Here is a 25,694-nt window from a genome sequence, read left to right as displayed (position 1 = left end):
ACTATCGAACAATCGTTCTTTAGTGCGCTGATCCTCATGGTTCCCGGCACGGCCACGAAGTCGGAAGGAAAGTGACCGCATGTCCGCTCCAGACGTCGTTCGCATCGCCGTGGATATCGGGGGGACCTTCACGGACGTGGTCCTGGAGACCCCGGCCCGGCAGGTGGCGGCCAAGGTGCTGACCACCCTCGACCATCCGGAGCGGGGCGTGCTGGAAGGGATCGGCCAGGTCCTGGAAAAGGCCGGCCTCGCGCCCGGCGATGTCGGGCTCGTCATCCATGGCATGACGCTCGCCACGAATGCGATCATCGAGCGCAAGGGCGCGCCGACGGCCCTCGTCACCACCGCGGGCTTCCGCGACACGCTCGAGATCGCCTTCGAGAACCGCTTCGACCCCTACGACGTCTTCATCGAGCGGCCGGCGCCGCTGATCCCGCGCACCCGCCGATTCGAGGTGCCGGAGCGCATGGACGTGGCCGGCCGCGTGCGCCTGGAGCTGGACGAGGCCTCCGTGGAAGCCCTCGTGCCGGCCCTGGAGGCCGAGGGCATCGAGAGCGTCGCGATCGGCTTCCTGCACAGCTACGCGAACCCGGCGCATGAGGAGCGCGCGCGCGACATCCTGCAGGCGCGCCTGCCGGGGCTCAGCATCACCCTCTCCTCCGCGGTCTGCCCGGAGGCGCGCGAGTACGAGCGCTTCAACACGGCCTGCGCCAATGCCTTCGTCCGCCCGCTCATGGCGCGCTACCTGACCGCGCTGGCCGGCGAGCTGGAGCGGCGCGGCTTCGGCTGCCCCCTGCTGCTCATGACCTCGGGCGGCGGGCTCACGACGCTGGAGACGGCGGTCGAGTTCCCGATCCGCCTGGTGGAGTCCGGCCCGGCCGGCGGGGCGATCCTGAGCGCGCATGTCGGGCGGCAACTCGGCCTCGATTCCGTGCTCTCCTTCGACATGGGCGGCACCACCGCGAAGATCTGCCTCATCGACGAGGGCCGGCCGACCACCGCCCGCGGCTTCGAGGTGGCCCGGCAGGACCGCTTCCTCCCGGGCAGCGGCCTGCCGCTACGCATCCCCGTGATCGAGATGGTGGAGATCGGCGCCGGCGGCGGATCCTTCGCCGCCGTGGACGAGTTGGACCGGATCACCGTCGGGCCGCGCAGCGCCGGCTCCGATCCAGGGCCCGCCTGCTACGGCCGCGGCGGCACGCAGCCCACCGTGACCGACGCCGACCTGCTGCTGGGCCGCATCGACCCCGCGGGCTTCGCCGGCGGCTCCATCACCTTGGACGCGACACGCTCGGCCTCGGCGGTGGAACTGGCGGTGGGGCGGCCGCTGGGGCTTTCGGCGGTGCTGGCGGCCTCCGGCATCAGCGAGATCGTCGAGGAGAACATGGCGAATGCGGCGCGGATCCACGCGGTGGAGCGCGGCGCCGATCTCACCGATCGCACGCTGATCGCCTTCGGGGGCGCGGCCCCGCTGCACGCGGCCCGCCTGGCCGAGAAGCTCGGCATCCGGCGCGTGGTGGTGCCTCGCAATGCGGGCGTCGGCTCCGCCATCGGCTTCCTGCGGGCGCCGATCGCCTTCGAGCTGGTCCGCAGCCGCTTCATGCGCCTTGGCGCCTTCGCGCCGGAACAGGCCAATGCGGTGCTGTCCGCCATGTCGGCGGAAGCGCGCGGCGTCGTCGCCCGCGGCGCGCCGGGGACGGCGATCGAGGAGCGGCGAAGCGCCGAGATGCGCTATCGCGGCCAGGGACACGAGATCACCATCGCCCTGCCCTTGCAGGACTTCACAGCCGAAGATGCCGCCCGGCTGCGCGGGCTGTTCGAGGAGGCCTATGCGGCACGCTTCGGCCGCGTCATCCCCGGCCTCGACATCGAGATCCTGAGCTGGACGCTCACCGCCACGGCCGGCGTTCCCGCCGCCGCGGTGGAGCCCGCATCGCCGTCGGCCAACACGGCGACAGCCGTTGCCGCGCCGAGTTCGACGCGCGGCCTCTTCGACCTCGACGGCGGCGGTATGCGGCTCCTGCCGGTCTATGAGCGCGCGGCGCTGTTCCCTGGCGTGTCATTGCCCGGCCCGCTCGTCATCACGGAAGCGGAGACGACCACGCTCGTCGGCGGCGGCTTCGATGCGCGCATCGATCCCAGCGGCGCCATCGTGATGACCGCGCGCGACCGCATGGTGCGGGAGCTGGCGGCATGAGCGGCGACGCGACGCGCATCCGCCACCAGTCCGCCTGGAACCGGCTGATCAACATCGTCGAGCAGCAGGCGCAGTCCCTGGTGCGGGCCGCCTTCAGCACCGCGGTCCGCGAGGCGCGGGACCTCGCGGCCGGCGTCTACGACCTGTCCGGCCGGCTCATCGCCCAATCGCCCTGCGGCACGCCGATCCACGCCAACATGATGGCGAATTCGGTGGGGCATTTCCTGAAGCGCTGGCCGGTGGCGACGATGCGCCCGGGCGACGTCTTCCTCACCAACGATCCCTGGCTCGGCAACGGCCATCTGAACGACTTCACCGTCGTCACGCCGGCCTTCCGTGGCGGCCGCGCGGTCGCCCTCTTCGCCTCCGCCTGCCACGTCGTGGACATCGGCGGGCGCGGCGTGCTGGCCGACGGGCGGCAGGTCTACGAGGAGGGGATCTGCATCCCGCTCATGAAGCTCGCCGAGGGCGGCGTGATGAACGAGTGGCTGCTCGACATCATCCGGGTGAACGTGCGCGAGTCGACGCAGGTCATCGGCGACCTCTACTCGCTGGCCGGCTGCAACGACGGCGCCTGCGCGCGGCTCGTCGCCATGCTCGACGAGTTCGGCCTCGAGAATGTGGAAGAGGTCGGCGCCTATATCCTCGACCGCACGCGGCAGGGCGCACTGGCGGCGCTGGCGCGCGTGACGCCCGGCACCTACCGCAACGAGATGGTGCTGGACGGCTTCGAGGCGCCCGTGACGCTGCGCGCCGCCGTCACCATCGGGCCCGAAGGCGTGCTGGTGGATTTCGCCGGCACTTCCGGCGTCTCGGGCTTCGGCATCAACGTGCCGCTCTGCTTCGCCGAGGCCTATTCCAGCTTCGCCGTGAAATGCATCCTGGCCCCGGCCGTTCCGAACAACGCCGCGGCGCTCGGCCTCATCCGGACCGTCGCGCCCGAGGGCTGCATCCTGAACGCGACCTTCCCCTCGCCGGTGGGTGCCCGCCACATCGTCGGGCAGATGGTGCCGGACCTGCTCTTCGGCTGCCTGGACCAGGCGATGCGGGCCAGCGTTCCCGCCGAGGGCGCCTCCTGCCTCTGGACCCTGCGGCTGATGGGCGGCCAGGGGCGCGTGGACGGCGACCCCGAGGTGCTACGGGACGCGACGCCCTTCACGGTGGGCTCGATCCATTCCGGCGGCACCGGCGCACGCCCTCGCCAGGACGGCCTCTCGGCGACCGCCTTCCCGAGCGGCGTCCGCACCGTGCCCGTGGAGGTCACGGAGACGCTGGCCCCGATCCTCGTCTGGCGGAAGGCGCTGCGCCCCGACAGCGGCGGCGCGGGCGCCTTCCGCGGCGGGCTGGGCCAGGTCATGGAGATCGAGAACGGCGAGGGAAAGCCCTTCGCCATCGGCGCCGCCTTCGAGCGCGTGCGCAACCCCGCGCGCGGCCGCCATGGCGGCCTGAACGGCGGCGCGGGCGTCCTGTCGACCACGGGGGGCCGGGCGCTGGCGTCCAAGGGCCACCAGACGATCGCGGCCGGCGACCGCCTGGTGCTGGAGATGCCCGGCGGCGGCGGCTGGGGCGATCCCTTCGCGCGCGAGGCCTCCCGTGTCGCTGCCGACGTGCAGGATGGCTATGTCTCCGCCGAGGCGGCGCGGCGGGACTATGGCGTCGTGCTGGATGCCGGCCTTGCCGTGGACGAGGCGGCCACGGCGCGATGCCGCGCGACGGCCAAGCCATGACGCTCGGAGCCAGGCTCGCACGGCGTCCCGGCCTGCAGGCCGCGCTCCTCTGCCTGCCGCTCGTGCTGTTCCTGGCCGTCTTCTTCGTGCTGCCCATGCTGCGCATGGTCGCGAGCAGCTTCGGCTCGCCCGAAGGGCCGACGCTGCAGAACTACGCCCGCTTCCTGGACAACGGCTTCTACGGCGAGACGCTGCTGACCACGATGGAGATCGCCCTGGCCACCTCGGTCCTGGCGGCCGTGCTGGGCTATCCCGTGGCGCTGGTCATCGTGCGGGGGCCGGCCTGGATGGGCCGGGGCATCACCGCGATCATCATCGCGCCGCTCGTGGTCAACATCGTCACGCGCACCTACGGCTGGAAGGTGATCCTGGCGAACAGCCGCAGCGGCGTGCTCAACTGGGCGCTGTCCTCGCTCGGCCTGATCGAGGCGCCGCTCCGGCTCCTCTACACCGAGGCGGCCGTGGTGATCGGCACGCTGCATCTCTACCTGCCGCTGATGGTGCTGCCGCTCGCCGCGGCGCTGACGCGGATCAATCCGGAGGTGGAGGCCGCGGCCCGCACGCTGGGCGCCTCGCCTTGGGCCGTGTTCCGGCGGGTGACGCTGCCGCTGAGCCTGCCAGGCCTCGGCGCCGGCATGACGCTGGTCTTCTCGCTGACCGCGAGCGCCTTCATCTCGCCGGCGATCCTCGGCGGCAACTTCGTGAAGATGCTGGGCACGCTGGTGGAGGAGCAGATCCTCTCGGTCTTCGACTGGAACTTCGGCGCGGCGATCGCGACGGTGCTGATGGTGGCCGTCCTGGCCGTGAACCTGGCCTATATCCGCTTCATCGACTCCCGCCTCGCCGCGAGGCGCGCGGGATGAGGATCTCCCCGGGCGCCGTCTTTCTCTATGCGGTCACGGGCCTCGTCGCCGTCTTCTCGGCGGCGCCCCTGCTGATCCCGATCGCGATCTCCTTCAGCGACACCGACTTCACCGCCTTCCCGCCCCGCGGCTTCACGCTGCGCTGGTACGCCGCGGTGCTCCAGGACCCCGAATTCCTCCGCGCCCTCTGGGTCAGCACGCGGCTCGCCTTCGCGGCGACGCTGACGTCCCTGCTCCTGGGAACGCCGGCGGCCTTCGCCCTCGTCCGCTGCGACTTCCGCGGCAAGGCGGCGCTGCAGGGCCTGCTGCTCTCGCCGCTGATCGTGCCCGTGCTGGTCAGCGGCATCGCGCTCCTGCAGCTCTTCACCGCCATGGGGCCGTCCAACGTCTGGATCCGGCTGGTCATCGCGCATGTGCTGGTGACGGTGCCCTATGTGGTGCGCACGGTGTCGGTGAGCCTGCAGCTCGTGGACATCCGCCTCGAGGAGGCGGCGCGGACATTGGGGGCCAACCGCGTCCAGGCGCTCCGCCGGATCATCCTGCCGCAGATCGCGCCCGGCCTCGCGGCCGGGGCGCTCTTCGCCTTCATGATCTCCTTCGACAACTACCCGATCTCGATGTGGCTCAACGACGCCGAGCACCTGCCGCTGCCCATCCTGATCTACGACTACGTCCGCCGCCTCTTCGACCCGAGCATCTCGGCGATCTCGGCCATGATGACCGCGCTGGCCGTCTGCGTCGTCTTCGCGCTGGAACGGCTGATGGGCCTGCGCCGCACCATGGGCATGTGAAGGAAGGGATTCGAATGACCACCGATCGCCGCAGCCTGCTGACCGCCTCCGCCGGGCTCGCCACGCCCCTCCTGCTCGGCCGCCGCGCCGGCGCGCAGGACCGCTCGATCCAGGTGGGGATCTTCAACGGCGTGCAGGCCGACTTCATGCAGCGCGAGGTGATCGCCCGCTTCGAGCGGGAGCGCCGCGTCCGCGTCTTCGTGACGCGCGGGCCGACCGCCGCGCATATCGCCCGGCTCCGCGCGACGCGCGAGCGGCCGACCTTCAGCGTCATGTGCATGGACGCGATGGGCGTCGAGATCGCCGCGCGCGACGGGCTGCTGGCGAAGCTCTCGCCCGGCGCGATCCCGAACCTCGCGAATGTCTTCCCGCGCTTCGTCATCAACGACGACCATGCCGTGGCCTTCGCCGTCTCGGTCGCCGGCCTGTTCTACAACCCGCAGGCCATCCGGCCGCTCGCGAGCTATGGGGAGCTCTGGGACCGGCGCTTCCGGCGGCGCTTCAGCATGGTGTCGCCGACCTATCCGCAATCCGTCTGCCTGCTCATCGCGACGGCCGCGCTGGTCACGGGAAAGCCCTTCGCGGAGGCGCAGCACCTGATCGACCGGATCTGGCCGCGGATGGAAGAGCTGCGGCCGAACCTGCACAACATCTACGCCGCCGAGGCCGACATCATGCAGATCGCGCAGGGCGAGGCGGATGTCGGCGGCATCGAATACTCCAAGACCATCTACCCCTACACGATGCGCGGCGCCGATGTGACGATGTGCTTCCCGCGCGAGGGCAGCTTCGCCGGGCTGAACTGCCTCGTGCAGGTCAAGGATGGGCCGGAGCCGGAGCTCGCCGCCGCCTTCATCAACCTGATGCTGGACGCTTCCGTGCAGAAGCCGCTGGCCGAGGCCACCGTGGCCGCGCCGCCGATCCGCGGCCTGGATTTCGCGCCCGAACTCGCGCGGCTGATGGCCTATCCGGTCGAGCGGATGGACGACCTCGGCATGTTCAATCCCGACTGGGCCGCGCTGAACCCGCTGCGCGGCGGCTGGATCGAGCGGCTCAACCAGCTGTTCACACGCCGCTGATCCCGGGGATGCACAGCGCCGCCCTCATCCTCGACCGCCTGACCAAGACCTATGGCGCCGCCGCCGCGGTGGACCGGCTGTCGCTCACCGTCCCGTCGGGCGAGCTGCTGGCGCTGCTGGGGCCGAGCGGCTGCGGCAAGACCACCAGCTTGCGCATGATCGCGGGCCTGGTGGAGCCGAGCGCGGGGGACATCCGGCTGGACGGGACCTCCATCGTCGGCCAGCCGGTGCACCGCCGCAACACCGGCATGCTGTTCCAGTCCTATGCGCTGTTCCCGCACCTCACCGTTGCCGGCAACCTGGCTTTCGGCCTCGAGATGCGGCGGATGAGGAAGGCCGAGATCCGGCAGCGCGTCGCCGCCGCGCTCCAGATGGTGCGCATGGGGGATTTCGCCGACCGCTCGCCGCAGTCGCTCTCCGGCGGGCAGCAGCAGCGCGTGGCGCTGGCCCGCGCGCTGGTGATCGAGCCGTCCATCCTGCTCCTGGACGAGCCCTTCGGGGCACTCGACAAGTCGCTGCGCGACACGATGCAGATCGAGCTCCGCCAGCTGCAGCGGCGGCTGCACGTCACGACGGTCATGGTCACGCACGACCAGGAGGAGGCGCTGACGCTGGCCGACCGGATCGCCGTCATGAACCAGGGGCGGCTCGAGCAGATCGGCACGCCCTCGGAGATCTACCGCAGGCCGGCGACACGCTTCGTCGCGGGCTTCATCGGGACGTCGAACTTCCTCGCCGGGACGGTGCTGGGGCGTGAGGGCGATGCCGTCGCGATCGGTCTGGAGGACGGGCGGCTGCTGGCCTCGCCGCCGGAGCCGGGGGGAAGCTGGCCTTCCCCGGGGTCGACCCTCACCGTGGCGGTGCGGCCCGAGATGGTGCGCGTGCTGCGGCCCGCTGCCGCATCGGAGCAACCGGCCAACAGCCTTCCCTGCGTCATCGAGGAGGTCATCTACCGCGGCGCGGTCACGCAATTCCACATGCGCCGCGCCAATGGCGAGCGGCTGATCGCCTATCATCGCAACGACGAGCGAGGCGATGTCCCGGGCCTGCTCCCGGGCGCGCCCGTGTCCGCCGTCTGGGAGGGCGGCGCGAGCTGGATCTTGCGGGACACGTTGCCGGTCCAGGCCTGACGGCTTTCGCCGGCGCTCCGGCCCGCCTGCCGTTCAGGTCTCTGGCCGCGGTGACCGTGGCCATGCCGAGGCCGATCACCCCCGCGGGACAGGCTCAGCGCGCGTAGTCGGGCTCCTCGCGGTCCAGCACGCGGCGCCAGGCATCGAGGTGCAGCCGCGCATCCAGCCGCTCGCCCCAGGGGCCGGTGTGGTGGCGGCGCAGGCCTTCGGGCAGCCTGTGCAGGGGCTGGCCGGTCTGCATCGCGGTCATCTGGTACATGCAGGTGCGCTCGGCCATGTAGGTTTCGTCGAAGGCGTCATGCACGGTGGGACCCACCACCGTCACGCCATGGCCGCGCATCAGCAGGATGGTCTTGTCGCCCATCAGGCGCGCGATGCGATCGCCCTCGCTGTCGTCGTGGACGGGCTCGTTGCCCTCGTCGTCGTACACGGTGCGATCGTTCAGCAGCAGGCTGTTGTGGTGCGAGAGGGAGAATTCCGCGCCCTCGATCATCGACAGCGCCGTGAGGTAGCGCGGGTGCACGTGCACCACGCAGGCCGCCTTGGGATTGGCGAGGTGGATGCGGGTGTGGATGTGGAAGGCCACCTTGCGCAGCTCGCCCTTGCCGCGCAGCACGCGGCCCGCGAGGTCGCAGACGATGAGGTCGCTGGCGCGCAGCTCCTGGAACAGGTAGCCGCGGGGGTTGATGAGGAAGGTCGGCTCCTCGCCCTCCAGCATCAGGCTGTTGTGGTTGCCGATATGCTCGTTCCAGCCGTGCCGCGCGCCGATGCGGAACACCGCCGCCATGTCGCAGCGCTGCGCCCATTCGCGCTCCTCGGCCTCGCTGCTGCTCAGGCTGGCCAGGACATTCGCCATGATCTTCTCTCCATGCGCGGCGCCATCCTGCCGCGTTGACGCGGGCCTTTCCAGCACCGAGCATTTCCGCCCCCGCACAGGAGCGTATCGATGCCGCAAGCCGAGCTGCCCATCACCGGATATCTCGACCGCTTCTCGCATCGCCCCGGCGAAAGCTTTCAGGTGAAGGTGAGCATGCCCGGCGGCGGCGCGGCACGGGCGAGGCTGGTGCGGGTGATCTCGGGCGACCCCAATCCGGACGGACCGGGGCTGCGCTTCGCCGATTGCGCCGGGCATTTCGACCGCGAGTTCCAGGCCCGGCACCAGCCCGTCCGTCCCGGCTCCTACGCGCGCGTGCCGCGGCCGCCCCGCCGAGCGGCTGGCCCCTGCACCTGGTCGGCGCTGGCGCGGCTGGAGGCCATGCCGCCTGCCGACGCGGCGCTGATGAGCGAGGAGCAGCCCGGCGCCGCGGTGACGCTGGGGGTCGGCCCGGGCGGCGCCTGGGCCGAGATCGCGCCCGGCCTCCGGGTTGAGACCGGCGCATCCTGGCCGCTGCGGCAGTGGATGCGGATCTGGCTGAGCGCGGACCCTGGCACGGGCCGGATCATCCTCGGCCAGCAACCTCTCGGCGGAACACCCGTCACCGTGCAGGCCACCCAACCCGCCCTGCGGCTGCCCGATGGCAGCGGCGCGCTCCTCATGGCGGCGCGCGATACCACCCAGCCCTGCGCCCATTTCACCGGGAAGCTGGAGGCGCCCGCGCTGCATGCCGGCTTCCACACCGCCTGGCCCGACGCGCCGGACCCACTCTCGGCCTGGGATTTTTCCCTGGACATCACGACCCAGGCCATCACCGACACCGGGCTGCAATCCTGCCATGGCGTGCTCGTGAACGCCCCCACCCGCGCCATGACCGGCTCGCGCTGGACCGGCGCCGAGATGAACTGGCGCCACGCGCCCGCCGACTACGCCGCCATCCATTTCCACGCCGACGACCTCGGCGATTGCGGCTGGGAGACCGACTTCGAATTCCCCGTGCCGGAAGGCCTTGGAAGCGGCGCCTATGCCCTGCACCTCACCTGCGCGGCCGGCGAGGACTGGCTGCCCCTCTACATCCTGCCGCCCGAAGGCACGGCAACGGCGCCGTTGGTCTTCCTGGCCTCCACCTTCACCTACCAGGCCTATGCCAACCACGCCCGCGGCAACAACGATGCGGCCTACAAGGCGCGGGTCGCCGAATGGGGCGCCTATCCGCACAATCCCAGCGACTTTCCGCTGTATGGTGGCTCGACCTACAACCGTCACGCCGACAACAGCGGCGTCGCGCTTTCCTCGCGCCTGCGGCCGATCATGACGATGCGGCCGGGCTTTCTGACCTTCAATGATGCACGCGGCTCCGGCCTGCGCCACTATCCCGCGGACACGCACCTGCTGGCCTGGATGGAGGCCAAGGGCATCGATTTCGACGTCATCACCGACGAGGACCTGCATGAGGAGGGCGCCGCGCTGCTCGCCCCCTACAAGGTGGTGCTGACCGGCAGCCACCCGGAATACCACACGCCCGAGACCCTCGACGCGCTGGCGGAGTACACCCAGGGCACCGGCCGGATGATGTATCTCGGCGGCAACGGCTTCTACTGGCGCATCGCCTGCGTGCCCGAACTGCCGGGAACGCTGGAGGTGCGCCGCGCCGAGGGCGGCATCCGCGCCTGGGCCGCCAATCCCGGCGAATACTACCACCAGCTCGACGGCCAGTACGGCGGCCTCTGGCGCCGCAACGGCCGCCCGCCCCAAAGGCTGGCCGGCGTCGGCTTCTCCGGCCAGGGCCTGTTCGAGGGCACCCACTACCGAAAGCTCCCCGCCGCCGCCGACCACGCCTGGATCTTCGAGGGCGTGGAGGAGGAGACCTTCGGGGATTACGGCCTCTCCGGCGGCGGGGCCGCGGGCTTCGAGCTGGACCGCGCCGACTTCACCCTGGGCACGCCGGCCAACACCGCCATCCTCGCCCGCTCCGAGGACCCGCCGGCCTCCTTCGTCACCGTGCCGGAGGAGCTGCTCTCCCACCTCGCCACCATCTCCGGGGAGAAGGCCGATGCGCTGAAGCGGGCCGAGATCGTGCACTTCGTCACCCCCGGCGGCGGCGAGGTCTTCGCCGTGGGTTCCATCACCTGGTGCGGCAGCCTGTGGAAGGACGGCGCCTTCCAGGGGCCGGTCAGCCGCATCATGGAGAATGTGCTGCGCCGTTTCGCGACCGGTTGACGGCGCCCCCGGACGAGGCCGAGAGTTTTGGCGCCAACGAAGGGAAATCCGCATGAAACGCCTGCTGGTCGCCTCCTGCTTCGCCTCCCTCGTCATGGCTTCCCTTGGGGCCGGGCCCCTTCACGCGGCGCCCTTCACCTGCCCCGCCCGGGGCGGCGACATCGTCTTCGGCCAGGAAGCGAACGTGAATTCGCTGGACCAGATGACGTCCAACACCATCTCGACCCGCAACATCGCGATGAACGTCTTCGAGACGCTGATGACGCGCGACGAGAACAACAACCCCATCCTCGAGCTCGCCGAGAGCATGGTCGCCGCGCCGGACGGGATGACCTACACCTTCCGCCTGCGCTCGGGCGTCACCTTCCACAACGGCAAGCCGCTGACCTCGGCCGACGTCGCGGCCTCCTTCAACCGCTACAACCGCATCGGCCTGCAGCGCAGCACGCTGGACAATGTGGCGGGCTGGGACACGCCGGACCCGATGACCTTCGTCATCCGCATGAAGCAGGCGCAGCCGACGTTCATCGAGGCGCTGTCCTCCTTCTCCGTGCCCATCGTCATCGTTCCCTCCGAGCTGGAGAATGACGAGCGGCAGCAGCTGCGGACCATCGGCACCGGCCCCTTCCGTCTCATGGAATTCGTCCCGGGCAGCCATGCGCGCCTCGGCCGTTACGACGGCTACAGCCCCAACACGGCCTTCGAGCAGCGCACCGGCTTCGGCGGCTATCGCGTCGCCTGCGTGGACACCGTGACCTTCCGCATCGTCACCGAGGCCTCGGCCCGCGTGGCCGGGCTGGAGACGGGCGCGCTCCAGGGCGTGGAGGACGTGCCGACCCGCTCGGTGGAGGGGCTGCGCCGCAACAGCGCCATCACCATCCTGCCGCTGCAGAACTGGTGGATCCAGATCGCGCTGCCGAACACCTCCAACCCGCCCACCAACAACCTCGCCTTCCGCCGTGCCGTGCAGGCCGCGCTCGGCGCCGAGGACATCATGGATGCCGCGACGGACGGCAATTTCCGCCTGAATGTCGGCTTTCAGTTTCCCAATCAGGCGACCTACACGGATGCGGGCCGCGAGACCTACAACATCAACAACCCCACCCGCGCGCGCGCCCTGCTGCGCGAGGCGAACTACCGCAACGAGCCCATCGTCATCCTGACCAACCGCGACTATCCGCCGATGTACAATGCGGCACTGGTGATGGAGCAGCAGCTCAAGGCGGTCGGCATCAACGCCTCGCTCCGCGTGGTGGACTGGCCGACCTCGGTGCAGATGTCGCAGCAGCTCAACAGCAGCGAGTGGCACTTCTTCCACAGCGGCTGGGGCACCCAGCCGGCGCTGGGCGCGCTGGCGACCATGCAGTTCCTGGTCTCGCCCAATGCCGCCTATCGCCCGCGCGACGACCGCGACGATCCCGAGGTGCTGGCCGCCTGGAACGACATGAACAACCTGCCCGACCAGGCCGCCCGCAACGCCGCCTTCGCGCGGATGCAGAGGCTCATCCTGGAGCGCGCCTACGCCTATCCCTTCGGTTCGCTGACCAAGGTGCAGGCGGTGCGCGCCAACCTGCAGGGCTTCGTGCCCTTCCGCATCCCGCGCTTCTCCAACGTGTGGTTGCAGCGCTGAGGCAGGCGCGGCGTTGATCCGCCTCGCCACCCGCAGCCTGCTGAGCGCGATTCCGGTTCTGCTGATCGTCAGCCTGATCAGCTTCGGGCTCATGCGGCTGATCCCGGGCGACCCCGCGGCCGCAATCGCGGGCATTTCCGCATCACCGGCGGACATCGCCCGGCTGCGGACGGATCTGGGGCTGGACGAGCCGCTGCTTTTCCAGCTGCTGCAATACTATAAGGGCCTGTTCCAGGGCGATTTCGGCCGCTCCCTGCTGCTGGGCAAGGGCGTGCTGGCGGCGACGGCGGAGCGCCTGCCGGTCACCCTCGGCCTGTCGGCCTACGCGATGGTCTTCACCCTGATCATCGGCATCGGCTGCGGCATCGTCGCGGCTCTCCGGCAGAACAGCTGGGTGGACCAGGCGGCGATGATGTTCGCCATGATCGGCATCTCCGTCCCCAACTTCTTCCTGGGCCTGCTGATGATCATCCTCTTCGCGGTGAAGCTGGGGTGGCTGCCGAGCGGCGGCTACGTGCCCTTCACGGAAAGCCCCTGGGGCTGGCTGCAGAGCACCACCATGCCGGCCTTCTCGCTGGCCCTGCTGCAGGCCGGCCTGCTGGCCCGCATCACCCGCTCCTCGATGCTGGAGGTGCTCCGGCAGGACTATATCCGCACCGCCCGCGCCAAGGGCCTGCCAGGGACCACAGTGATCCTCAAGCATGCGCTGGCCAATGCGCTGATCCCCATCGTGACCGTGGTCGGCATCATCGTCTCGCTGCTGCTCTCGGGCGCCGTCGTGACGGAGGCGCTGTTCTCGCTGCCCGGCATGGGCCAGCTGCTGACCCAGGCCGTGCTGAACCGCGACTATCCGATGGTGCAGGGCGGCCTGCTGCTGGTGACGGCCTTCCTGGTGACAGTGAACATCGCCGTCGATCTGCTCTATGCCGTGCTCGACCCGCGGGTGCGCTATGACTGATGCCGAGGACATTCCGGAGAAGCGCGAGCACCCCGCGCGCGCCACGCTGCGCCGGCTGTTCCACCATCGGCTCTTCGTCAGCGGGCTCTTTCTCTTCGGCATCGTCGCCATCCTGGCCGCGGCGGCGCCCTTCATCACCGATGTCGATCCCAACCGGCTTTCCATGCGCAACAAGTTCCTGCCACCCGGCGGGAACTGGACGCTGGGTACCGACAGCCTCGGCCGCAGCCTGTGGTCGCGCGTCGTCTGGGGGGCGCAGCTCTCCATGATCATCGGCGGCTCCGTGGTGGCGCTGAACGCCGTCTTCGGCACGCTGATCGGCGCGGCCGCCGGCTACTTCCGCCGGCTCGACAACGCGCTGATGCGGGTGAACGACGCGCTGATGGCCTTCCCGGCCATCCTCCTCGCCATCGCCGTGACCTCGGTGCTGGGGCCTTCCACGATCAACGTCATCCTGGCGCTCTCCATCGTCTATATCCCGCGCACCGCTCGCATCGTGCGCTCCTCGGTCATCGTGCTGCGCGAGATGGAATACGTGCAGGCCGCCGTGGCCGCCGGCGCCGGGCACTGGCGCATCCTGCGGCGCCATATCCTGCCCAATGCGGTCGCACCGATGATCGTGCAGCTCTCCTTCCTCTTCGCCTATGCCGTGCTGTCGGAGGCCACGCTCTCCTTCCTCGGCGTGGGTGCCGTGCCGCCCACGCCCACCTGGGGCAACATCATGGCCGAGGGCCGCGACTTCATGCGCGATGCGCCCTGGATCATCACCATCCCCGGCATCGTGCTGATGATCACCGTGATGGGGCTGAACCTGCTGGGCGACGGTCTGCGCGACGTGCTCGACCCGCGGCTGCGGATCCAGCAGTGAGCCTGCTGGAGGTCCAGGGTCTCACCACCGCCTTCATGACCGGGCGCGGCGAGGTGAACGCCATCGAGGATGTGTCCTTCTCGCTGAAGGAGGGCGAGATCCTCGGCATCGTCGGCGAATCCGGCAGCGGCAAGTCGGTCACCGCGCTCAGCATCATGGGGCTGCTGCCGTCCCCGCCGGCGCGCATCGCGGCCGGGCAGGTGCGCTTCGAGGGGAAGATGCTCACCGGCCTGTCGGAGCGGCAGATGCGGCCCATCCGCGGCCCTGGGATCGGCATGATCTTCCAGGAGCCGATGACCTCGCTCAACCCGGTCTTCTCGATCGGCGAGCAGATCATGGAGACCATCCGCGCGCATGAGCGGCTGCCCCAGGCGCAGCTGCGGGCCCGCGCCGTCGCCATGCTGGACAAGGTGGGAATCCCCGCCGCCGCGCGCCGGCTGGACGACTATCCGCACCAGATGTCCGGCGGCCAGCGCCAGCGCGTGATGATCGCCATGGCGCTCGCCTGCCGGCCGAGACTGCTCATCGCCGACGAGCCCACCACCGCGCTTGACGTCACGATACAGGCGCAGATCCTCGACCTGCTGATGGATCTGCGCGACGAGTTCGGCATGGCCATCATGATCATTACCCACAACATGGGCGTGATCGCCGAGACGGCGGACCGCGTCCTGGTGATGTATGCCGGCCGCGTCATCGAGGAGGCGCCGGTTGCGCGCGTTTTCGACCACCCCCAGCATCCCTATACGCGGGGCCTGTTGGAATGCGTGCCCTCGCTCACCGAGGACAAGCCCCGGCTGGTGGCTATTCCCGGCACCCTGCCGGAGCCGTCGCGGCGCCCGCCCGGCTGCCGCTTCGCGCCCCGCTGCGCCTATGCTGAGCCGGCCTGCACCGAAGGCGTGCCGCTGCTGGAAGCCCTGGAGCCCGCCCACACCGTCGCCTGCTTTCGCGCGCGGGAGCTGTTCCCATGACCCGGCCGCTCGTCGAGGCCGTCGGCCTGGAGAAGGATTTTTTGATCGGCGGCCGTGGTTTCTTCGGCCTGTCGCCCGCCGTGAAGCTGCGCGCGGTGGATGCGGTCTCGCTCAGCATCCTGCCGGGTGAGACGCTCGGGCTGGTCGGCGAGTCCGGCTGCGGCAAGTCCACCCTCGGCCGGCTGCTGCTGCGGCTGATCGAGCCCACGGGCGGCGCGATCCGCTTCGACGGGCAGGACATCACCGCCCTCGGCCGCGGCCCCATGCGCGCGGTGCGCCGCGGCATGCAGATCGTCTTCCAGGACCCCTACGGCGCGCTGAACCCCCGCATGACCGTGGAGGATATCGTCGGCGAGCCGCTGGCCATCCACGGCACGCCATCGGGCGAGGCGACGCGGCGCGAGGTCCGCGCGATGCTGGAGCGCGTGGGCCTGCCGGCGCGCGCCATCGACCGCTTCCCGCATGAATTCTCCGGCGGTCAGCGCCAGCGCATCGGCATCGCCCGCGCGCTGATCCTGAAGCCGAAGCTGATCGTCTGCGACGAGGCCGTCTCCGCGCTCGACGTGTCCGTGCAGGCGCAGATCGTGAACCTGCTGCAGGACCTCCAGCGCGAGATGGGGCTGACCTACCTCTTCATCGCGCACGACCTCTCCGTCGTCCGGCACATCTCGGACCGCGTGGCGGTGATGTACCTCGGCCGCGTGGTGGAGGTGGCCTCGAAGCACGCCATCTACGGCGCGCCGCTGCACCCCTACACCCAGGCGCTGATCGCGGCCGTGCCGGCCAGCCACCCCTCCATGCGCTCGCGCGGGCGGCGGACGCGCATCGCCGGCGACATCCCCAGCGCCATCAACCCGCCCTCCGGCTGCCGCTTCCACACGCGCTGCCCGCATGTGATGCCGGTCTGCCGCGAGCGCTCGCCCGCGCTGCTCGAGGCCGCGCCCGGCCACCAGGTGGCCTGCCATCTCATGGAAACCCCATCCAGCCATGCCTGAAACGCCCCGCCCCTCGCGCCTCGTCCCGGAAGTCGACTTCACCCGGGACGGCAAGCAGACCGGCTACATCCGGCTGTTCCACTCCACGCATGACAGCGCGTACGGCTTCCTGCCCATCCCCATCGTCGTCGTGAAGAACGGCGAGGGCCCGACCGCCCTCTTCACCTCCGGCAACCATGGCGACGAGTACGAGGGCCAGGTCGCGCTGACCAACCTGGCGCAATGGCTGGAGCCCGGGATGATCCAGGGCCGCGTCATCCTCCTGCCCATGGTGAACTACCCGGCGGCGCTGATCGGCCGGCGGGTCTCGCCCATCGACGACCTGAACCTCAACCGCATCTTCCCCGGCGACCCCGATGGCACGGTGACGCGGCAGATCGCGCATTTCATCGACAGCGAGCTGATCCCGCTGGCCGACCTCGTGATCGACCTGCATTCGGGCGGCTCCTCGCTGAACTACATCCCCTGCGCGCTGGCCCGGCAGTCGGAGGATCCCGCGCTGTACCAGAAGCAACTGGCGGCGCTGCGGGCCTTCGGCGCGCCCTTCACCTACATCCAGGGCGGCGCGCAGGGGCAGGGCGGCGACCAGACGCTGGGCAGCGGCGCCGACCGGCGCGGCCGCATCGCGCTCGGCACGGAGTTAGGCGGCAGCGGCACGGTGAATCCATCGGGGCTGGCGATCGCCGAGCGAGGGCTGCGCAACCTGCTGGTCCATCTCGGCATCCTGCCCTCCGAGCATTGGCAGGAACCGCCGGTGCCCACGCGTTTCCTGGATGTCCGGGGCCAGGACTACTACGTCTACGCTCCGGAGAATGGCGTGTTCGAGCCGCTGGTGGCGCTGGGCGACACCGTCGTGGTCGGGCAGCCGGCGGCGCGCATCCACACGCCCGAGACACCTTGGCGGGCGCCCCTGGAGCTCGCCTTCAACGCCGCCGGCATCGTGATGTGCCAGCGCATCCCGGCGCGGACGAAGCGCGGCGATTGCCTGTTCCACCTGGCAAGCGATCTGGAAGTGGAATGAAGGATTTCCGCAGCCTCTGCTGAGGCTATCCCGGGTTCTGCAGGTTCCCGCGGAGGGTGGCGCTCGTGTATTCGGTGCGGAACAGGCCGCGGCGCTGCAGCTCCGGCACCACCATCCGGCCGAACTCCTCGAACATGCCGGGGAAGACCGTGGCCCAGAGGATGAAGCCGTCGCAGGCGCCCGACCTGAACCAGTCCTCCATCTGATCCGCCACCGACTTCGCGGTCCCCACGACGAGGCCCCGCGGCCGGCGCAGCGCCTCGAAGAAGCTGATGCCCTCGGCACGCGCCAGCTGGGAAACGCGCTCGCGCGAGCCCTGGATGCCGCCGTTGCCCGCCGCCGCGATGACCTCCTCCTCGGTCTTCATGTCCGTGAGGTCCACGCCGAGCGTGCTGGAGGCCCAGGCGAGCACCAGATCCTGGTCGACCAGTGAGGTCAGATAGGCCGCCTTCTCCCGCGCGATGGAATCCGTCTCGCCCAGCACGACGCCGATGGAAGGCAGGACCTTGCAGGCCTCCGGCGGCCGATCGAAGCCGTCCATCAGCGCGCTGACGTCGTTGCGGTAGGCCGCGGCATCCGCCTTGCCGTGCGCCGAGCAGAAGATCATCTCGGCCCAGCGCGCGGCGAAGAGCTTGCCCCGCGGCGAGGATCCGGCCTGCAGCAGCACCGGCCGCCCCTGCGGCGAGCGCGGGATGGAAAGCGGGCCGCGCGTGCGGACGTACTTCCCCTCGTAGTTGGCGTAGCGGACCTTGGAGGGGTCGGCGAAGACGCCGCTCTCGCGGTCCATGACCAGCGCGTCCGCGTCCCACCCGTCCCAGAGGGCGTCGCAGGCCTCCAGCACCTCGTCGCCGCGGTCGTACCGCTCCTCCTTGGGCGGCAGGCCGTCGAGGCCGAAGTTCTGCGCCTCGAACTCGGTGGCCGAGGTGACGACGTTCCAGCAGGCGCGCCCGCCGCTCACATGGTCGAGCGAGGCCATGGTCCGGGCCAGGTGGTAGGGCGTCTGGAAGGTGGTCGAGAGCGTGGTCCCCCAGCCGATGTGCCGCGTCACGCGCATCATCTGCGGGAGGATGGCGAGCGGATCGAGATAGGTGATCTGGCCGCCGCGGCCGAGATGGGTCCCGAAGCCGTCGCGGTGCGTGTCCGCGATGCCGAAGGTGTCGGCGTAGAAGCCCGCGTCGAAGCGGGCGGCCTCGAGCACGCGGGCGAGGTGCTCGTAGCGCTCCGGCGTGAAGATGTCGTGCAGGTCGGATTCAGGATGCCGCCAGGAGCCGGGGAGGTTCGCGGTCGGTCCCGTCTTCAGATAGGCGACGAGATGCATCTTGCGGCTGGTCATCGGGCGTTCGGATCCTCGCGCCGAAGACGGGGCCCACAGAGGTCCGCGTGATGGCGGGCCGATCAAAGCAACGGTCATGCTTCGAACAAAGCGGCCCTCGCGGATCGCCTGGGACGTGGCAGCATCTCCTGCCGCCTTCATGGGCACAGGCCGCGCGGCGCTGCCCGCCGTCACGGCATGTCGTCGCCGGCCGCGGCGGGAGGGGCGCGGCCGGGCCTCTGCCCGCGCTGTGCCGGCGTGCATGATCGGCTCCACACCCGCTCAAGGATGGCCGTCCATGCAGCCCACCCGCCGCTCCGTCCTCGCCGCGGCCGCCCTGGCATCGGGCATGGACAATGCGCTCGCGCAAGGCCAGCCGCGCCGCGGCGGCACGCTGCGCGTCTCCATCAACCAGCGGGTGACGACGCTCAATCCGCTCAAGCACATCATCAACCCGGACTATGTCGCGGGAGAGCTGCTCCATGCGGGCCTGACCGCGCTCAGGCCCGATATGTCGGCCGAGCCGGACCTCGCGGAGAGCTGGGAGGCCAGCGCGGACGCCAGGACCTGGCGCTTCACCCTGCGCGACGACGTCTTCTTCCATCATGGCCCGAAGGTGACGGCGGCGGATGTCGTGGCCACCTTCCGCGCCATCCTCGACCCCGCGACCGCGAGCCCCGGCCTGCGCAATGTCGGCCCGATCACGAAGGTGGAAGCGGTGGACGAGCGCACCGCCGTCTTCACCCTGTCGGGCCCCTTCGCCGACTTCCCGGTGAACCTCGCGCAGTTCAACGCGCGCATCCTGCCGGCCGAGATCCTCGCGCGCGGCATGGCGGAGCTCGACGCCGGCGATTTCGGCGCGGGCCCCTTCCGCCTCGCGCGCTACGAGCCGGGCCGCATCCTGCGCGTCGAGCGGTACGACCGCTATCACCGGCCGGGCCAGCCCTATCTCGATGCGGTCGAGGAGGTGCTCTTCCCCGACCTCGCCGGCGAGGCCGCGGCGCTCGTCAACGGCGAGACCGACATCATCAACCAGGTGCAGACGGCGGAGTACGCGCGGCTCTCCGCGACGCGTGGCATCATGGGCCTGCGTGAGCCCTCGGGGCGCTTCTACAACTTCATCCTGCGGATGGATCAGAAGCCCTTCGACGACGTGCGGGTGCGCCGCGCCCTGCAGCTCTGCATCGACCGCCAGGCGATGCTCGATCTCGTGGCCGAGGGCTATGGGCGCATCGCGCAGGACACCCCGCTGAGCCCCGAATACCGCTTCGCGACCGGCGCCGCCGCGCCGGCGCGGGATCCGCGCGCGGCGCGGCGGCTCCTGGCGGAGGCCGGTTACCCCCGCGGGCTGCGCGTCACGCTGCCCGTCGCCAACCGCCCGGCGGCGCGCACGCAGCTCGCCGTCGCGCTGAAGGAGATGGCGCGCGAGGGCGGCTTCGAGATCGAGGTGCAGACGGTCGCCTGGGAGACCTACCTCGCCAATGTCTGGCGCAAGGCGCATTTCACCGTCGGCAGCTTCAACATGCAGCCGCACGAGGATTCCATCCTGACGCTGCTGCTGACCTCCGATGCGCCCTGGGCCGACACGGCCTGGAACAACGCCGAGTTCGACCGCGCCGTCTACGGCGCGCGCGAGACCCTCGACGAGAACCGCCGCCGCGAGCTCTACGCCGAGGCGCAGCGGCTGATGGCGCGCGACCTGCCCTACCTGATCCCCTTCTACGAGGATCTCCTGGCCGCCCGGCGCAGCTGGGTGCAGGGCTACCGCCTGCATCCGCGCGGCGGGCTGATGATGCTCCACCAGGTCTGGCTCTCCGAAGACTCGCCGCGCCGCGGCTGAGATGGATCTTTCCTCCCTGGCGCGGCGCCTCGGTGGCGTGCTGCTGACCTTGCTGCTGACCAGCTTCGTCATCTTCGCCGTCACCGAGATCCTGCCGGGCGATGCCGCGCAGATGATGCTGGGCGAGTTCGCGACCGAGGATCAGCTGGGCGCGCTGCGCGCCCAGCTCGGCCTCGATGCGCCCTGGTGGAGCCGGTACCTGTCCTGGCTCGCCGGCGTGCTGCGCGGCGATTGGGGCCGGTCGATCAGCCTGCACCAGCCCGTGGCCGCCCTGGTCTGGGAGGCGACCTCGCGCTCGCTGATCCTCGCCGCCGCAGCGCTGACGACGGTCACGGTGATCGCGGTGCCGCTCGGGGTGCTGGCGGCCCTCAAGCGGGGGAAGAAGACGGACCTCGCGGTCGGCACGATCTCCGTGCTCGGCATCTCCGTGCCGGAATTCGTGACGGCCACGCTGCTCCTGGTGCTTCTGGCGCGGCCGGAGATCGGCCTCTTTCCCGCGAGCGGCTGGCCGCAGGGCGAAGGGGCCTCGATCGGGGAATATGCGCGGCACATGATCCTGCCGGTGCTGGCGCTGGCGATCGTGCTGACCGCGCATATCGTCCGCCAGACGCGCAGCGAGATGGTGGATGTGCTGACCGCCGATTTCGTCCGCACCGCGGAGCTGAAGGGACTGCCGCGCCGGCGCGTGCTGTTCCGCCACGCCCTGCCCAACGCGCTGGTGCCGACGGTGACGGTGATCGCGCTCGACGTCGGATACCTGATCGGCGGCATCCTCGTGGTGGAGGAGATCTTCGCCTTTCCCGGCGCGGGGCGGCTGATGCTCGTCGCCATCCAGAACCGGGACCTGCCACTGATGCAGGGAACGGTGCTGGCGCTGGCGATGGTCTACGCGGTCTCCAACATTCTCGCGGATGTCGCGCATGTGGCGCTCGACCCGAGGATCCGCGATGCGCGGTGAGTTCTGGTCGGGCCTGGTGGCGCGGCCGCCCGGCGCGGTGGGCGCGCTGCTCCTGCTCCTCATCGTCGCCATGGCGGCGGCCGGCCCCTTCCTGGCCCCCTACGACCCCGCGCAGTTCCATGCGAGCGCACGGCTGGCCGGCCCGAGTGCCCAGTTCTGGCTCGGCACCGACCAGTTCGGGCGGGACCTGCTGTCGCGGCTGCTGCATGGGGCGCCGTCCACCATCCTCTTCGGCGTCGCGGCCACCGCGATCGCGACGGTGCTCGGCACGGCGCTCGGGCTTGTCTCGGGCCATTTCGGGGGCTGGGCGGACGCCGTGCTGATGCGGGCCAATGATTCGCTGCTGGCCCTGCCGACGTTGGTCTTCGCCCTGCTCGTCGTGACGGTGCTGGGCCCCTCCGCGACCCATGCGGTGCTGGCCATCGCCGTCGCGACCACACCGCACATGGCGCGCATCGCGCGCGGCGTCACGCTCTCGGTCACGCGGCGAGACTATGTCAGGGCCGCGGTCGCGCGCGGCGAGCGATGGTGGTTCCTGCTGCTGCGGGAGATCCTGCCCAATGTGGGCGCCGCCGTCATCGTCGAGGCGACGATCCGCGTCGCCTTCGCCATCATGGCCGGCGCGACGCTCTCCTTCCTCGGCCTCGGCGCGCAGCCGCCGGCGAGCGACTGGGGCCTCATGGTCGCCGAGGCGCGGCAATACATGTTCCGCAATCCCTGGATGGTCGCGGTGCCCGGCGGGGCGATCGCGCTGGTCGCGGTCGGCTTCAACCTGTTCGGCGACGCCCTGCGCGACGCGCTCAACCCGAAGGCCGGCGGATGAACGGACGGCCCGGCCTCTCCGTGGAGGGCCTCTCGCTCGACTACGCGATGCCGCGCGGCCCCCTGCAGGTGCTGCGGGACGTCTCCATCGCCGTGGCGCCGGGCGAGCTGCTGGCCCTGGTGGGCGAGAGCGGCTCCGGCAAGTCCACCATCGGCTATGCCTGCGCCGGCTGGATGGCCCCGAACGCGCGGCGCATCGCCGGGCACATCCTGATCGACGGGCAGGAGGTCCGCACGGCCGATCGCGGCCGCCGCGTCGCCATGGTGTTCCAGGACCCCGGTGCTTCCCTGAACCCCGCCATGCGGCTGATCGCGCAGGTCACCGAGGTCCTGACGGAACTGCAGGGCATGAGCCAGGGCGACGCCGAACGGGAGGCGATGGCCCTGCTCGCGCGCGTGCGCCTGCCGGACCCCGCGAACCTCGCCCGGCGCTATCCGCACGAGGTCTCCGGCGGTGAGAAGCAGCGCGTGCTCATCGCCATGGCGCTGGCGGCGCGGCCGCTCCTGCTGGTCTGCGACGAGCCGACCACCGCGCTGGATTCGACCACGGCGGCCGGCATCCTAGATCTCATCGCCGCGCTGCGGCGCGAGGAGGGGCTCGCCGTCCTCTACATCACCCACGATCTCGGCATCGCGGCGCAGGTCGCCGACCGCGCGGCGGTGCTCTATGCCGGGCGCGTGGTGGAGCGCGGCCTGGCGGCGCGGGTGCTGCGCGCGCCGACGCATCCCTACACCCGCCTGCTGCTGAACAGCCTGCCCGACCCGCATGGGGAGGAGCGGCGCCTGCCCGCGCCGCTGCCCGGCAGCCCGCCGGACCTGCGCTCGCGCCCCGAGGGCTGCGTCTTCGCGCCGCGCTGCCCGCTGGCGGCCGAGGCCTGCGCGGCACCGCCGCCCGTCGTGGCCGCGGAGGGACATGAGGTCGCGTGCTGGCGGGCGGTGGAGGCCGGGCGCCTCGTGCCGCCGCGGGGGCTGGCGGCGGTGCGGGCCGCGGCGGGGGCGCCCCTGCTGGAGGTGCGCGACCTCGTGGTCATGCACGGCCGGCGGCGGCTGTTGGGGCCCGACCGGCGCGTGCGGGCGGTGGCGGGAATCTCCTTCGGGATCGGCGAGGGCGAGTGCTTCGCGCTGATCGGGGAATCCGGCTGCGGGAAATCCTCCGCACTGCGCGCGCTGGCCGGGCTTTCCCCCTTTTCCGGCCATGTGACCTTCGGCGGCGAGACGCTGGACGGCGGCGCGCGCTTTCCGGCCTCCTGGCGCCAGGCGATCCAGCTGATCTTCCAGCAGCCGGACCAGTCGCTCAACCCGCGCATGCGCATCGGCACGATCCTCGGCCGTCCCCTGGCGCTGTACGGCGGCCTGTCGGGCGCGGCGCTGCGGCGGGAGACGGCGGCCTGGCTCGAGCGGGTGCGGCTGCCGGCCGCCTATGCCGCGCGCTTCCCGCACGAGCTCTCGGGCGGCGAGAAGCAGCGCGTGGCCATCGCCCGCGCCTTCGCCGCGCGCCCCAGGCTGGTGCTCTGCGACGAGGTGACGAGCGGTCTGGACGTCTCGGTGCAGGCCGCCATCCTCGACCTGCTGGCCCGGCTCCGGCAGGAGACGGGCGTGGCGCTGCTGATGGTCGCGCACGACCTCAACATGGTGCAGCAATTCAGCGATCGCCTGGCCGTGATGTATCTCGGCCGCCTCATGGAGATGCGCGAGCTGCGGGAGCGCCTTGCCCCGCCCATGCATCCCTACACCGAGGCGCTGCTCGCGGCGGCCCCGATCGCAGACCCGGCGGTGCAGGTGCGTCGGGTGCGGCTGGAGGGACCGCTGCCGAGCCCGGTGAGCCCACCGCCAGGTTGCGCCTTCGCGACGCGTTGCCCGCGATGCCTCGGTGCGACCTGCGACGAGCCAGCGCCATGGCGCGATCGAGGTGGCAGGGATGGCCTGTCGTGCCACATCGCCCTGGAGGAGCTCGCCCGCGTTCCGCCGATCTGGCGCCGGGAATGATGACGAAGCCGAGGGCTGCCTGGAAAACGCCAAAGGCCCGCCGTTGGTGCGGCGGGCCGATTGCAAGTTAAGCTGGATGCGGGGACACGCACCCGACGATCCCAATACATCGAGGTGCCCATTTGACCCCCAGTCCGTTTGATGAAACTGACGACGAACCTGGCGGGTCGTGGCCGAAAGTGGAATGGCGGCTTCAAACCGCCGCACCCATGGAAGCAGACGTGGTGCCAACGTAGCGAAGCCAGCCCTTGCCCTCCGGCGGCGATATTAAGTTTGGAGGCAGCAACTCATGGCGGACGAAATTGCGACTGAACGCTCTGCTCGAAGCACGGCAAATAGCGGCATGACCTAAACCAGATCGCCGCCGGTGAATCCGGGGCGGTTCTCGGCCGACTGCGCCGGCACCGCAGGCTTCCAGCCGCTTCCTCCCAGCCATTCCATCGTGCGCTCGACAGCGTCGTCCGTGTCCGGTGCATCCCATGCCGGACCGGCGAAGACGGAGGGCTCGACGCGCAGGAAATGCCCGCCCAGAAGCTGGCTGCACTGGGCAGTGGCCGCTGCCGCGCCGGCCTGGAGGAAGAGATCGATCAGCACCAGCGGATTGAACGGGTCGAGCATCCACTGGCGATAGCCCCAGCTGGCCGAGCCGTCCTGCAAGCGGGGCTCAAGGTAATGGGTTTTGCCCGCCAGATTGCGGGGCGCGCCGATGGACAGAAGGCGAAGGTCGTCGAGTTCCTTCCTGTCGGCGAGCGCGGCGGTCACGGCGAGCATGGCGGGGTTGTTGCAGGCCACCGCGCCATCGACATAGGCCGGCCCGATGCCTGCGCGGCTCTGGTGGATGGGATATTGCAGCGGCATCGCCATGCTGCGCAGGACGACGTCGGCAATCGGCTCGACTCGCCCCACGTCGCCGGGGAAATTGGTGAAGGCCTGCGGCTTCCATTGGCGCCCTGTCTCCTCGGAGCCGCTGTCGAGCTGGACCGTCGAGACGAGGACGGGCCGGCCGATGTCGGCCAGCGTGGCGCCAGGGCCGAAGATCTCGTCGCAGAAGGCAGCGATGTTCCTGGTCGCAAGGGCTGCGTTGTTGCCGAGCACCGTGCCGGCGAGCGACCACGGCGTCCGGTCCTCATGCGCCTCGTCGTCGAAGCGCAGGATCGCCTCGAAGGCGCGGACCGGATCGTCGAACCAGGCCAGCAGCAGCGCGCCGACAGCCCCGCTCCCCGTGCCGACGAAGAGGTCGATGTTGCGGATGACGCTGTAGTCGGCGATCTCGCCGCGCCGCTCCAGCGCGGAGAGAAACACGCCGGCCTTGTCGCCATGGCCGCCGTCCAGAGACAGGATGCGATATGTCATGCGCGTATGTCCTCTCGATAGGCCGCAAAATTCGAGGCGGGACATCCCGCCATTCGCCGGGCGCACGGGCCGGGGAACGAGTCATCCGCGCCGTGTCTT

At 70.6% G+C, this 25,694-nt stretch carries 20 protein-coding genes; 17 read left to right on the top strand and 3 right to left on the bottom strand.

Translation table 11 applies throughout. The features are described from left to right. Nucleotides 1-79 precede the first annotated feature (79 nt). From AC1ROY_RS20785 to AC1ROY_RS20760, 6 genes are read left to right on the top strand one after another with little or no spacing between them, the layout of a single operon-like run. Nucleotides 80-2,197 (top strand): hydantoinase/oxoprolinase family protein, encoded by a 2,118-nt coding sequence (locus AC1ROY_RS20785; protein ID WP_493150792.1) that lies wholly within the window; start codon nt 80-82, stop codon nt 2,195-2,197. Next, nucleotides 2,194-3,924, top strand: coding sequence for a hydantoinase B/oxoprolinase family protein (locus AC1ROY_RS20780; RefSeq protein ID WP_493150791.1), 1,731 nt, complete (start codon nt 2,194-2,196; stop codon nt 3,922-3,924). The genes AC1ROY_RS20785 and AC1ROY_RS20780 overlap by 4 nt, the downstream gene beginning before the upstream one ends. Further along, complete coding sequence (locus tag AC1ROY_RS20775; RefSeq protein ID WP_493150790.1) at nt 3,921-4,787, top strand: ABC transporter permease; 867 nt, start codon at nt 3,921-3,923, stop codon at nt 4,785-4,787. The genes AC1ROY_RS20780 and AC1ROY_RS20775 overlap by 4 nt, the downstream gene beginning before the upstream one ends. Beyond that, on the top strand, nt 4,784-5,578 hold the full coding sequence (locus tag AC1ROY_RS20770) for an ABC transporter permease (RefSeq protein WP_493150789.1): 795 nt from the start codon (nt 4,784-4,786) through the stop codon (nt 5,576-5,578). Before AC1ROY_RS20775 ends, AC1ROY_RS20770 begins: the two co-directional genes overlap by 4 nt. Before the next feature lie 14 nt (nt 5,579-5,592). Beyond that, the gene (locus AC1ROY_RS20765; protein ID WP_493150788.1) at nt 5,593-6,657 is read left to right on the top strand and encodes an extracellular solute-binding protein; all 1,065 of its coding nucleotides are present in this window, start codon (nt 5,593-5,595) and stop codon (nt 6,655-6,657) included. An 8-nt stretch (nt 6,658-6,665) separates the two neighbouring features. Continuing rightward, nucleotides 6,666-7,787: an ABC transporter ATP-binding protein gene (locus AC1ROY_RS20760; protein ID WP_493150787.1), complete on the top strand. Its 1,122-nt coding sequence runs from the start codon at nt 6,666-6,668 to the stop codon at nt 7,785-7,787. Between the two features lie 94 nt (nt 7,788-7,881). Here the strand turns inward: AC1ROY_RS20760 and AC1ROY_RS20755 are convergent, their stop codons facing one another. After that, the gene (locus AC1ROY_RS20755; protein ID WP_493150786.1) at nt 7,882-8,643 is read right to left on the bottom strand and encodes a class II aldolase/adducin family protein; all 762 of its coding nucleotides are present in this window, start codon (nt 8,641-8,643) and stop codon (nt 7,882-7,884) included. A 90-nt stretch (nt 8,644-8,733) separates the two neighbouring features. On the opposite strand from AC1ROY_RS20755, the gene AC1ROY_RS20750 reads away from it, so the two are divergent. Genes AC1ROY_RS20750 through AC1ROY_RS20720 form a run of 7 tightly spaced genes read left to right on the top strand, consistent with a single transcriptional unit; the run spans nt 8,734 to nt 17,324 of the window. Beyond that, on the top strand, nt 8,734-10,881 hold the full coding sequence (locus AC1ROY_RS20750; RefSeq protein ID WP_493150785.1) for a N,N-dimethylformamidase beta subunit family domain-containing protein: 2,148 nt from the start codon (nt 8,734-8,736) through the stop codon (nt 10,879-10,881). A gap of 52 nt (nt 10,882-10,933) precedes the next feature. After that, nucleotides 10,934-12,511 carry an ABC transporter substrate-binding protein gene (locus tag AC1ROY_RS20745; RefSeq protein ID WP_493150783.1) on the top strand — a complete coding sequence of 526 codons (1,578 nt, stop codon included), beginning with the start codon at nt 10,934-10,936 and terminating at the stop codon, nt 12,509-12,511. A 13-nt stretch (nt 12,512-12,524) separates the two neighbouring features. Next, complete coding sequence (locus AC1ROY_RS20740; RefSeq protein WP_493150782.1) at nt 12,525-13,469, top strand: ABC transporter permease; 945 nt, start codon at nt 12,525-12,527, stop codon at nt 13,467-13,469. Then, entirely contained in the window at nt 13,462-14,337 is an 876-nt protein-coding gene (locus AC1ROY_RS20735) for an ABC transporter permease (protein WP_493150781.1), read from the top strand. Before AC1ROY_RS20740 ends, AC1ROY_RS20735 begins: the two co-directional genes overlap by 8 nt. Further along, complete coding sequence (locus tag AC1ROY_RS20730; protein WP_493150780.1) at nt 14,334-15,308, top strand: ABC transporter ATP-binding protein; 975 nt, start codon at nt 14,334-14,336, stop codon at nt 15,306-15,308. Before AC1ROY_RS20735 ends, AC1ROY_RS20730 begins: the two co-directional genes overlap by 4 nt. Further along, complete coding sequence (locus tag AC1ROY_RS20725; RefSeq protein WP_493150779.1) at nt 15,305-16,303, top strand: ABC transporter ATP-binding protein; 999 nt, start codon at nt 15,305-15,307, stop codon at nt 16,301-16,303. The genes AC1ROY_RS20730 and AC1ROY_RS20725 overlap by 4 nt, the downstream gene beginning before the upstream one ends. Continuing rightward, nucleotides 16,296-17,324, top strand: a complete 1,029-nt coding sequence (locus AC1ROY_RS20720) for a succinylglutamate desuccinylase/aspartoacylase family protein (RefSeq protein ID WP_493150778.1) — start codon at nt 16,296-16,298, stop codon at nt 17,322-17,324. Before AC1ROY_RS20725 ends, AC1ROY_RS20720 begins: the two co-directional genes overlap by 8 nt. 25 nt (nt 17,325-17,349) lie before the next feature. On the opposite strand, the gene AC1ROY_RS20715 is transcribed toward AC1ROY_RS20720, so the two are convergent. Next, on the bottom strand, nt 17,350-18,657 hold the full coding sequence (locus tag AC1ROY_RS20715; RefSeq protein WP_493150777.1) for an NtaA/DmoA family FMN-dependent monooxygenase: 1,308 nt from the start codon (nt 18,655-18,657) through the stop codon (nt 17,350-17,352). A 277-nt stretch (nt 18,658-18,934) separates the two neighbouring features. On the opposite strand from AC1ROY_RS20715, the gene AC1ROY_RS20710 reads away from it, so the two are divergent. The 4 genes from AC1ROY_RS20710 to AC1ROY_RS20695 are packed head-to-tail and all read left to right on the top strand — an operon-like array spanning nt 18,935 to nt 24,242. Continuing rightward, the gene (locus AC1ROY_RS20710; RefSeq protein ID WP_493150776.1) at nt 18,935-20,476 is read left to right on the top strand and encodes an ABC transporter substrate-binding protein; all 1,542 of its coding nucleotides are present in this window, start codon (nt 18,935-18,937) and stop codon (nt 20,474-20,476) included. Nucleotide 20,477: 1 nt separating this feature from the next. After that, on the top strand, nt 20,478-21,434 hold the full coding sequence (locus AC1ROY_RS20705) for an ABC transporter permease (protein WP_493150775.1): 957 nt from the start codon (nt 20,478-20,480) through the stop codon (nt 21,432-21,434). Continuing rightward, the gene (locus AC1ROY_RS20700) at nt 21,424-22,257 is read left to right on the top strand and encodes an ABC transporter permease (RefSeq protein ID WP_493150774.1); all 834 of its coding nucleotides are present in this window, start codon (nt 21,424-21,426) and stop codon (nt 22,255-22,257) included. Before AC1ROY_RS20705 ends, AC1ROY_RS20700 begins: the two co-directional genes overlap by 11 nt. Further along, nucleotides 22,254-24,242, top strand: coding sequence for a dipeptide ABC transporter ATP-binding protein (locus AC1ROY_RS20695; RefSeq protein ID WP_493150773.1), 1,989 nt, complete (start codon nt 22,254-22,256; stop codon nt 24,240-24,242). Before AC1ROY_RS20700 ends, AC1ROY_RS20695 begins: the two co-directional genes overlap by 4 nt. A 348-nt stretch (nt 24,243-24,590) precedes the next feature. Here AC1ROY_RS20695 and AC1ROY_RS20690 read toward each other — a convergent pair whose 3' ends face one another. Continuing rightward, a complete protein-coding gene (locus tag AC1ROY_RS20690; protein ID WP_493150772.1) occupies nt 24,591-25,640 on the bottom strand; it encodes a patatin-like phospholipase family protein in 1,050 nt (349 codons plus the stop codon). Nucleotides 25,641-25,694 lie beyond the last annotated feature (54 nt).

This window comes from Roseococcus sp. GW821-FHT12F05 (genome assembly GCF_058806835.1).
Note: the sequence above shows the minus strand (reverse complement) of the source record. Positions and strands in the feature narration are given on the sequence as shown.

Bases quoted from the DNA above. Each gene is read 5' to 3' on its own strand.
- AC1ROY_RS20785 (WP_493150792.1), top strand. From the start codon at position 80: ATGTCCGCTCCAGACGTCGTTCGCATCGCCGTGGATATCGGGGGGACC.
- AC1ROY_RS20775 (WP_493150790.1), top strand. From the start codon at position 3,921: ATGACGCTCGGAGCCAGGCTCGCACGGCGTCCCGGCCTGCAGGCCGCG.
- AC1ROY_RS20720 (WP_493150778.1), top strand. From the start codon at position 16,296: ATGCCTGAAACGCCCCGCCCCTCGCGCCTCGTCCCGGAAGTCGACTTC.
- AC1ROY_RS20765 (WP_493150788.1), top strand. From the start codon at position 5,593: ATGACCACCGATCGCCGCAGCCTGCTGACCGCCTCCGCCGGGCTCGCC.
- AC1ROY_RS20745 (WP_493150783.1), top strand. From the start codon at position 10,934: ATGAAACGCCTGCTGGTCGCCTCCTGCTTCGCCTCCCTCGTCATGGCT.
- AC1ROY_RS20725 (WP_493150779.1), top strand. From the start codon at position 15,305: ATGACCCGGCCGCTCGTCGAGGCCGTCGGCCTGGAGAAGGATTTTTTG.
- AC1ROY_RS20710 (WP_493150776.1), top strand. From the start codon at position 18,935: ATGCAGCCCACCCGCCGCTCCGTCCTCGCCGCGGCCGCCCTGGCATCG.
- AC1ROY_RS20700 (WP_493150774.1), top strand. From the start codon at position 21,424: ATGCGCGGTGAGTTCTGGTCGGGCCTGGTGGCGCGGCCGCCCGGCGCG.
- AC1ROY_RS20735 (WP_493150781.1), top strand. From the start codon at position 13,462: ATGACTGATGCCGAGGACATTCCGGAGAAGCGCGAGCACCCCGCGCGC.
- AC1ROY_RS20770 (WP_493150789.1), top strand. From the start codon at position 4,784: ATGAGGATCTCCCCGGGCGCCGTCTTTCTCTATGCGGTCACGGGCCTC.
- AC1ROY_RS20705 (WP_493150775.1), top strand. From the start codon at position 20,478: ATGGATCTTTCCTCCCTGGCGCGGCGCCTCGGTGGCGTGCTGCTGACC.
- AC1ROY_RS20755 (WP_493150786.1), bottom strand. From the start codon at position 8,643: ATGGCGAATGTCCTGGCCAGCCTGAGCAGCAGCGAGGCCGAGGAGCGC.
- AC1ROY_RS20690 (WP_493150772.1), bottom strand. From the start codon at position 25,640: ATGTCCCGCCTCGAATTTTGCGGCCTATCGAGAGGACATACGCGCATG.
- AC1ROY_RS20715 (WP_493150777.1), bottom strand. From the start codon at position 18,657: ATGACCAGCCGCAAGATGCATCTCGTCGCCTATCTGAAGACGGGACCG.
- AC1ROY_RS20750 (WP_493150785.1), top strand. From the start codon at position 8,734: ATGCCGCAAGCCGAGCTGCCCATCACCGGATATCTCGACCGCTTCTCG.
- AC1ROY_RS20695 (WP_493150773.1), top strand. From the start codon at position 22,254: ATGAACGGACGGCCCGGCCTCTCCGTGGAGGGCCTCTCGCTCGACTAC.
- AC1ROY_RS20780 (WP_493150791.1), top strand. From the start codon at position 2,194: ATGAGCGGCGACGCGACGCGCATCCGCCACCAGTCCGCCTGGAACCGG.
- AC1ROY_RS20760 (WP_493150787.1), top strand. From the start codon at position 6,666: ATGCACAGCGCCGCCCTCATCCTCGACCGCCTGACCAAGACCTATGGC.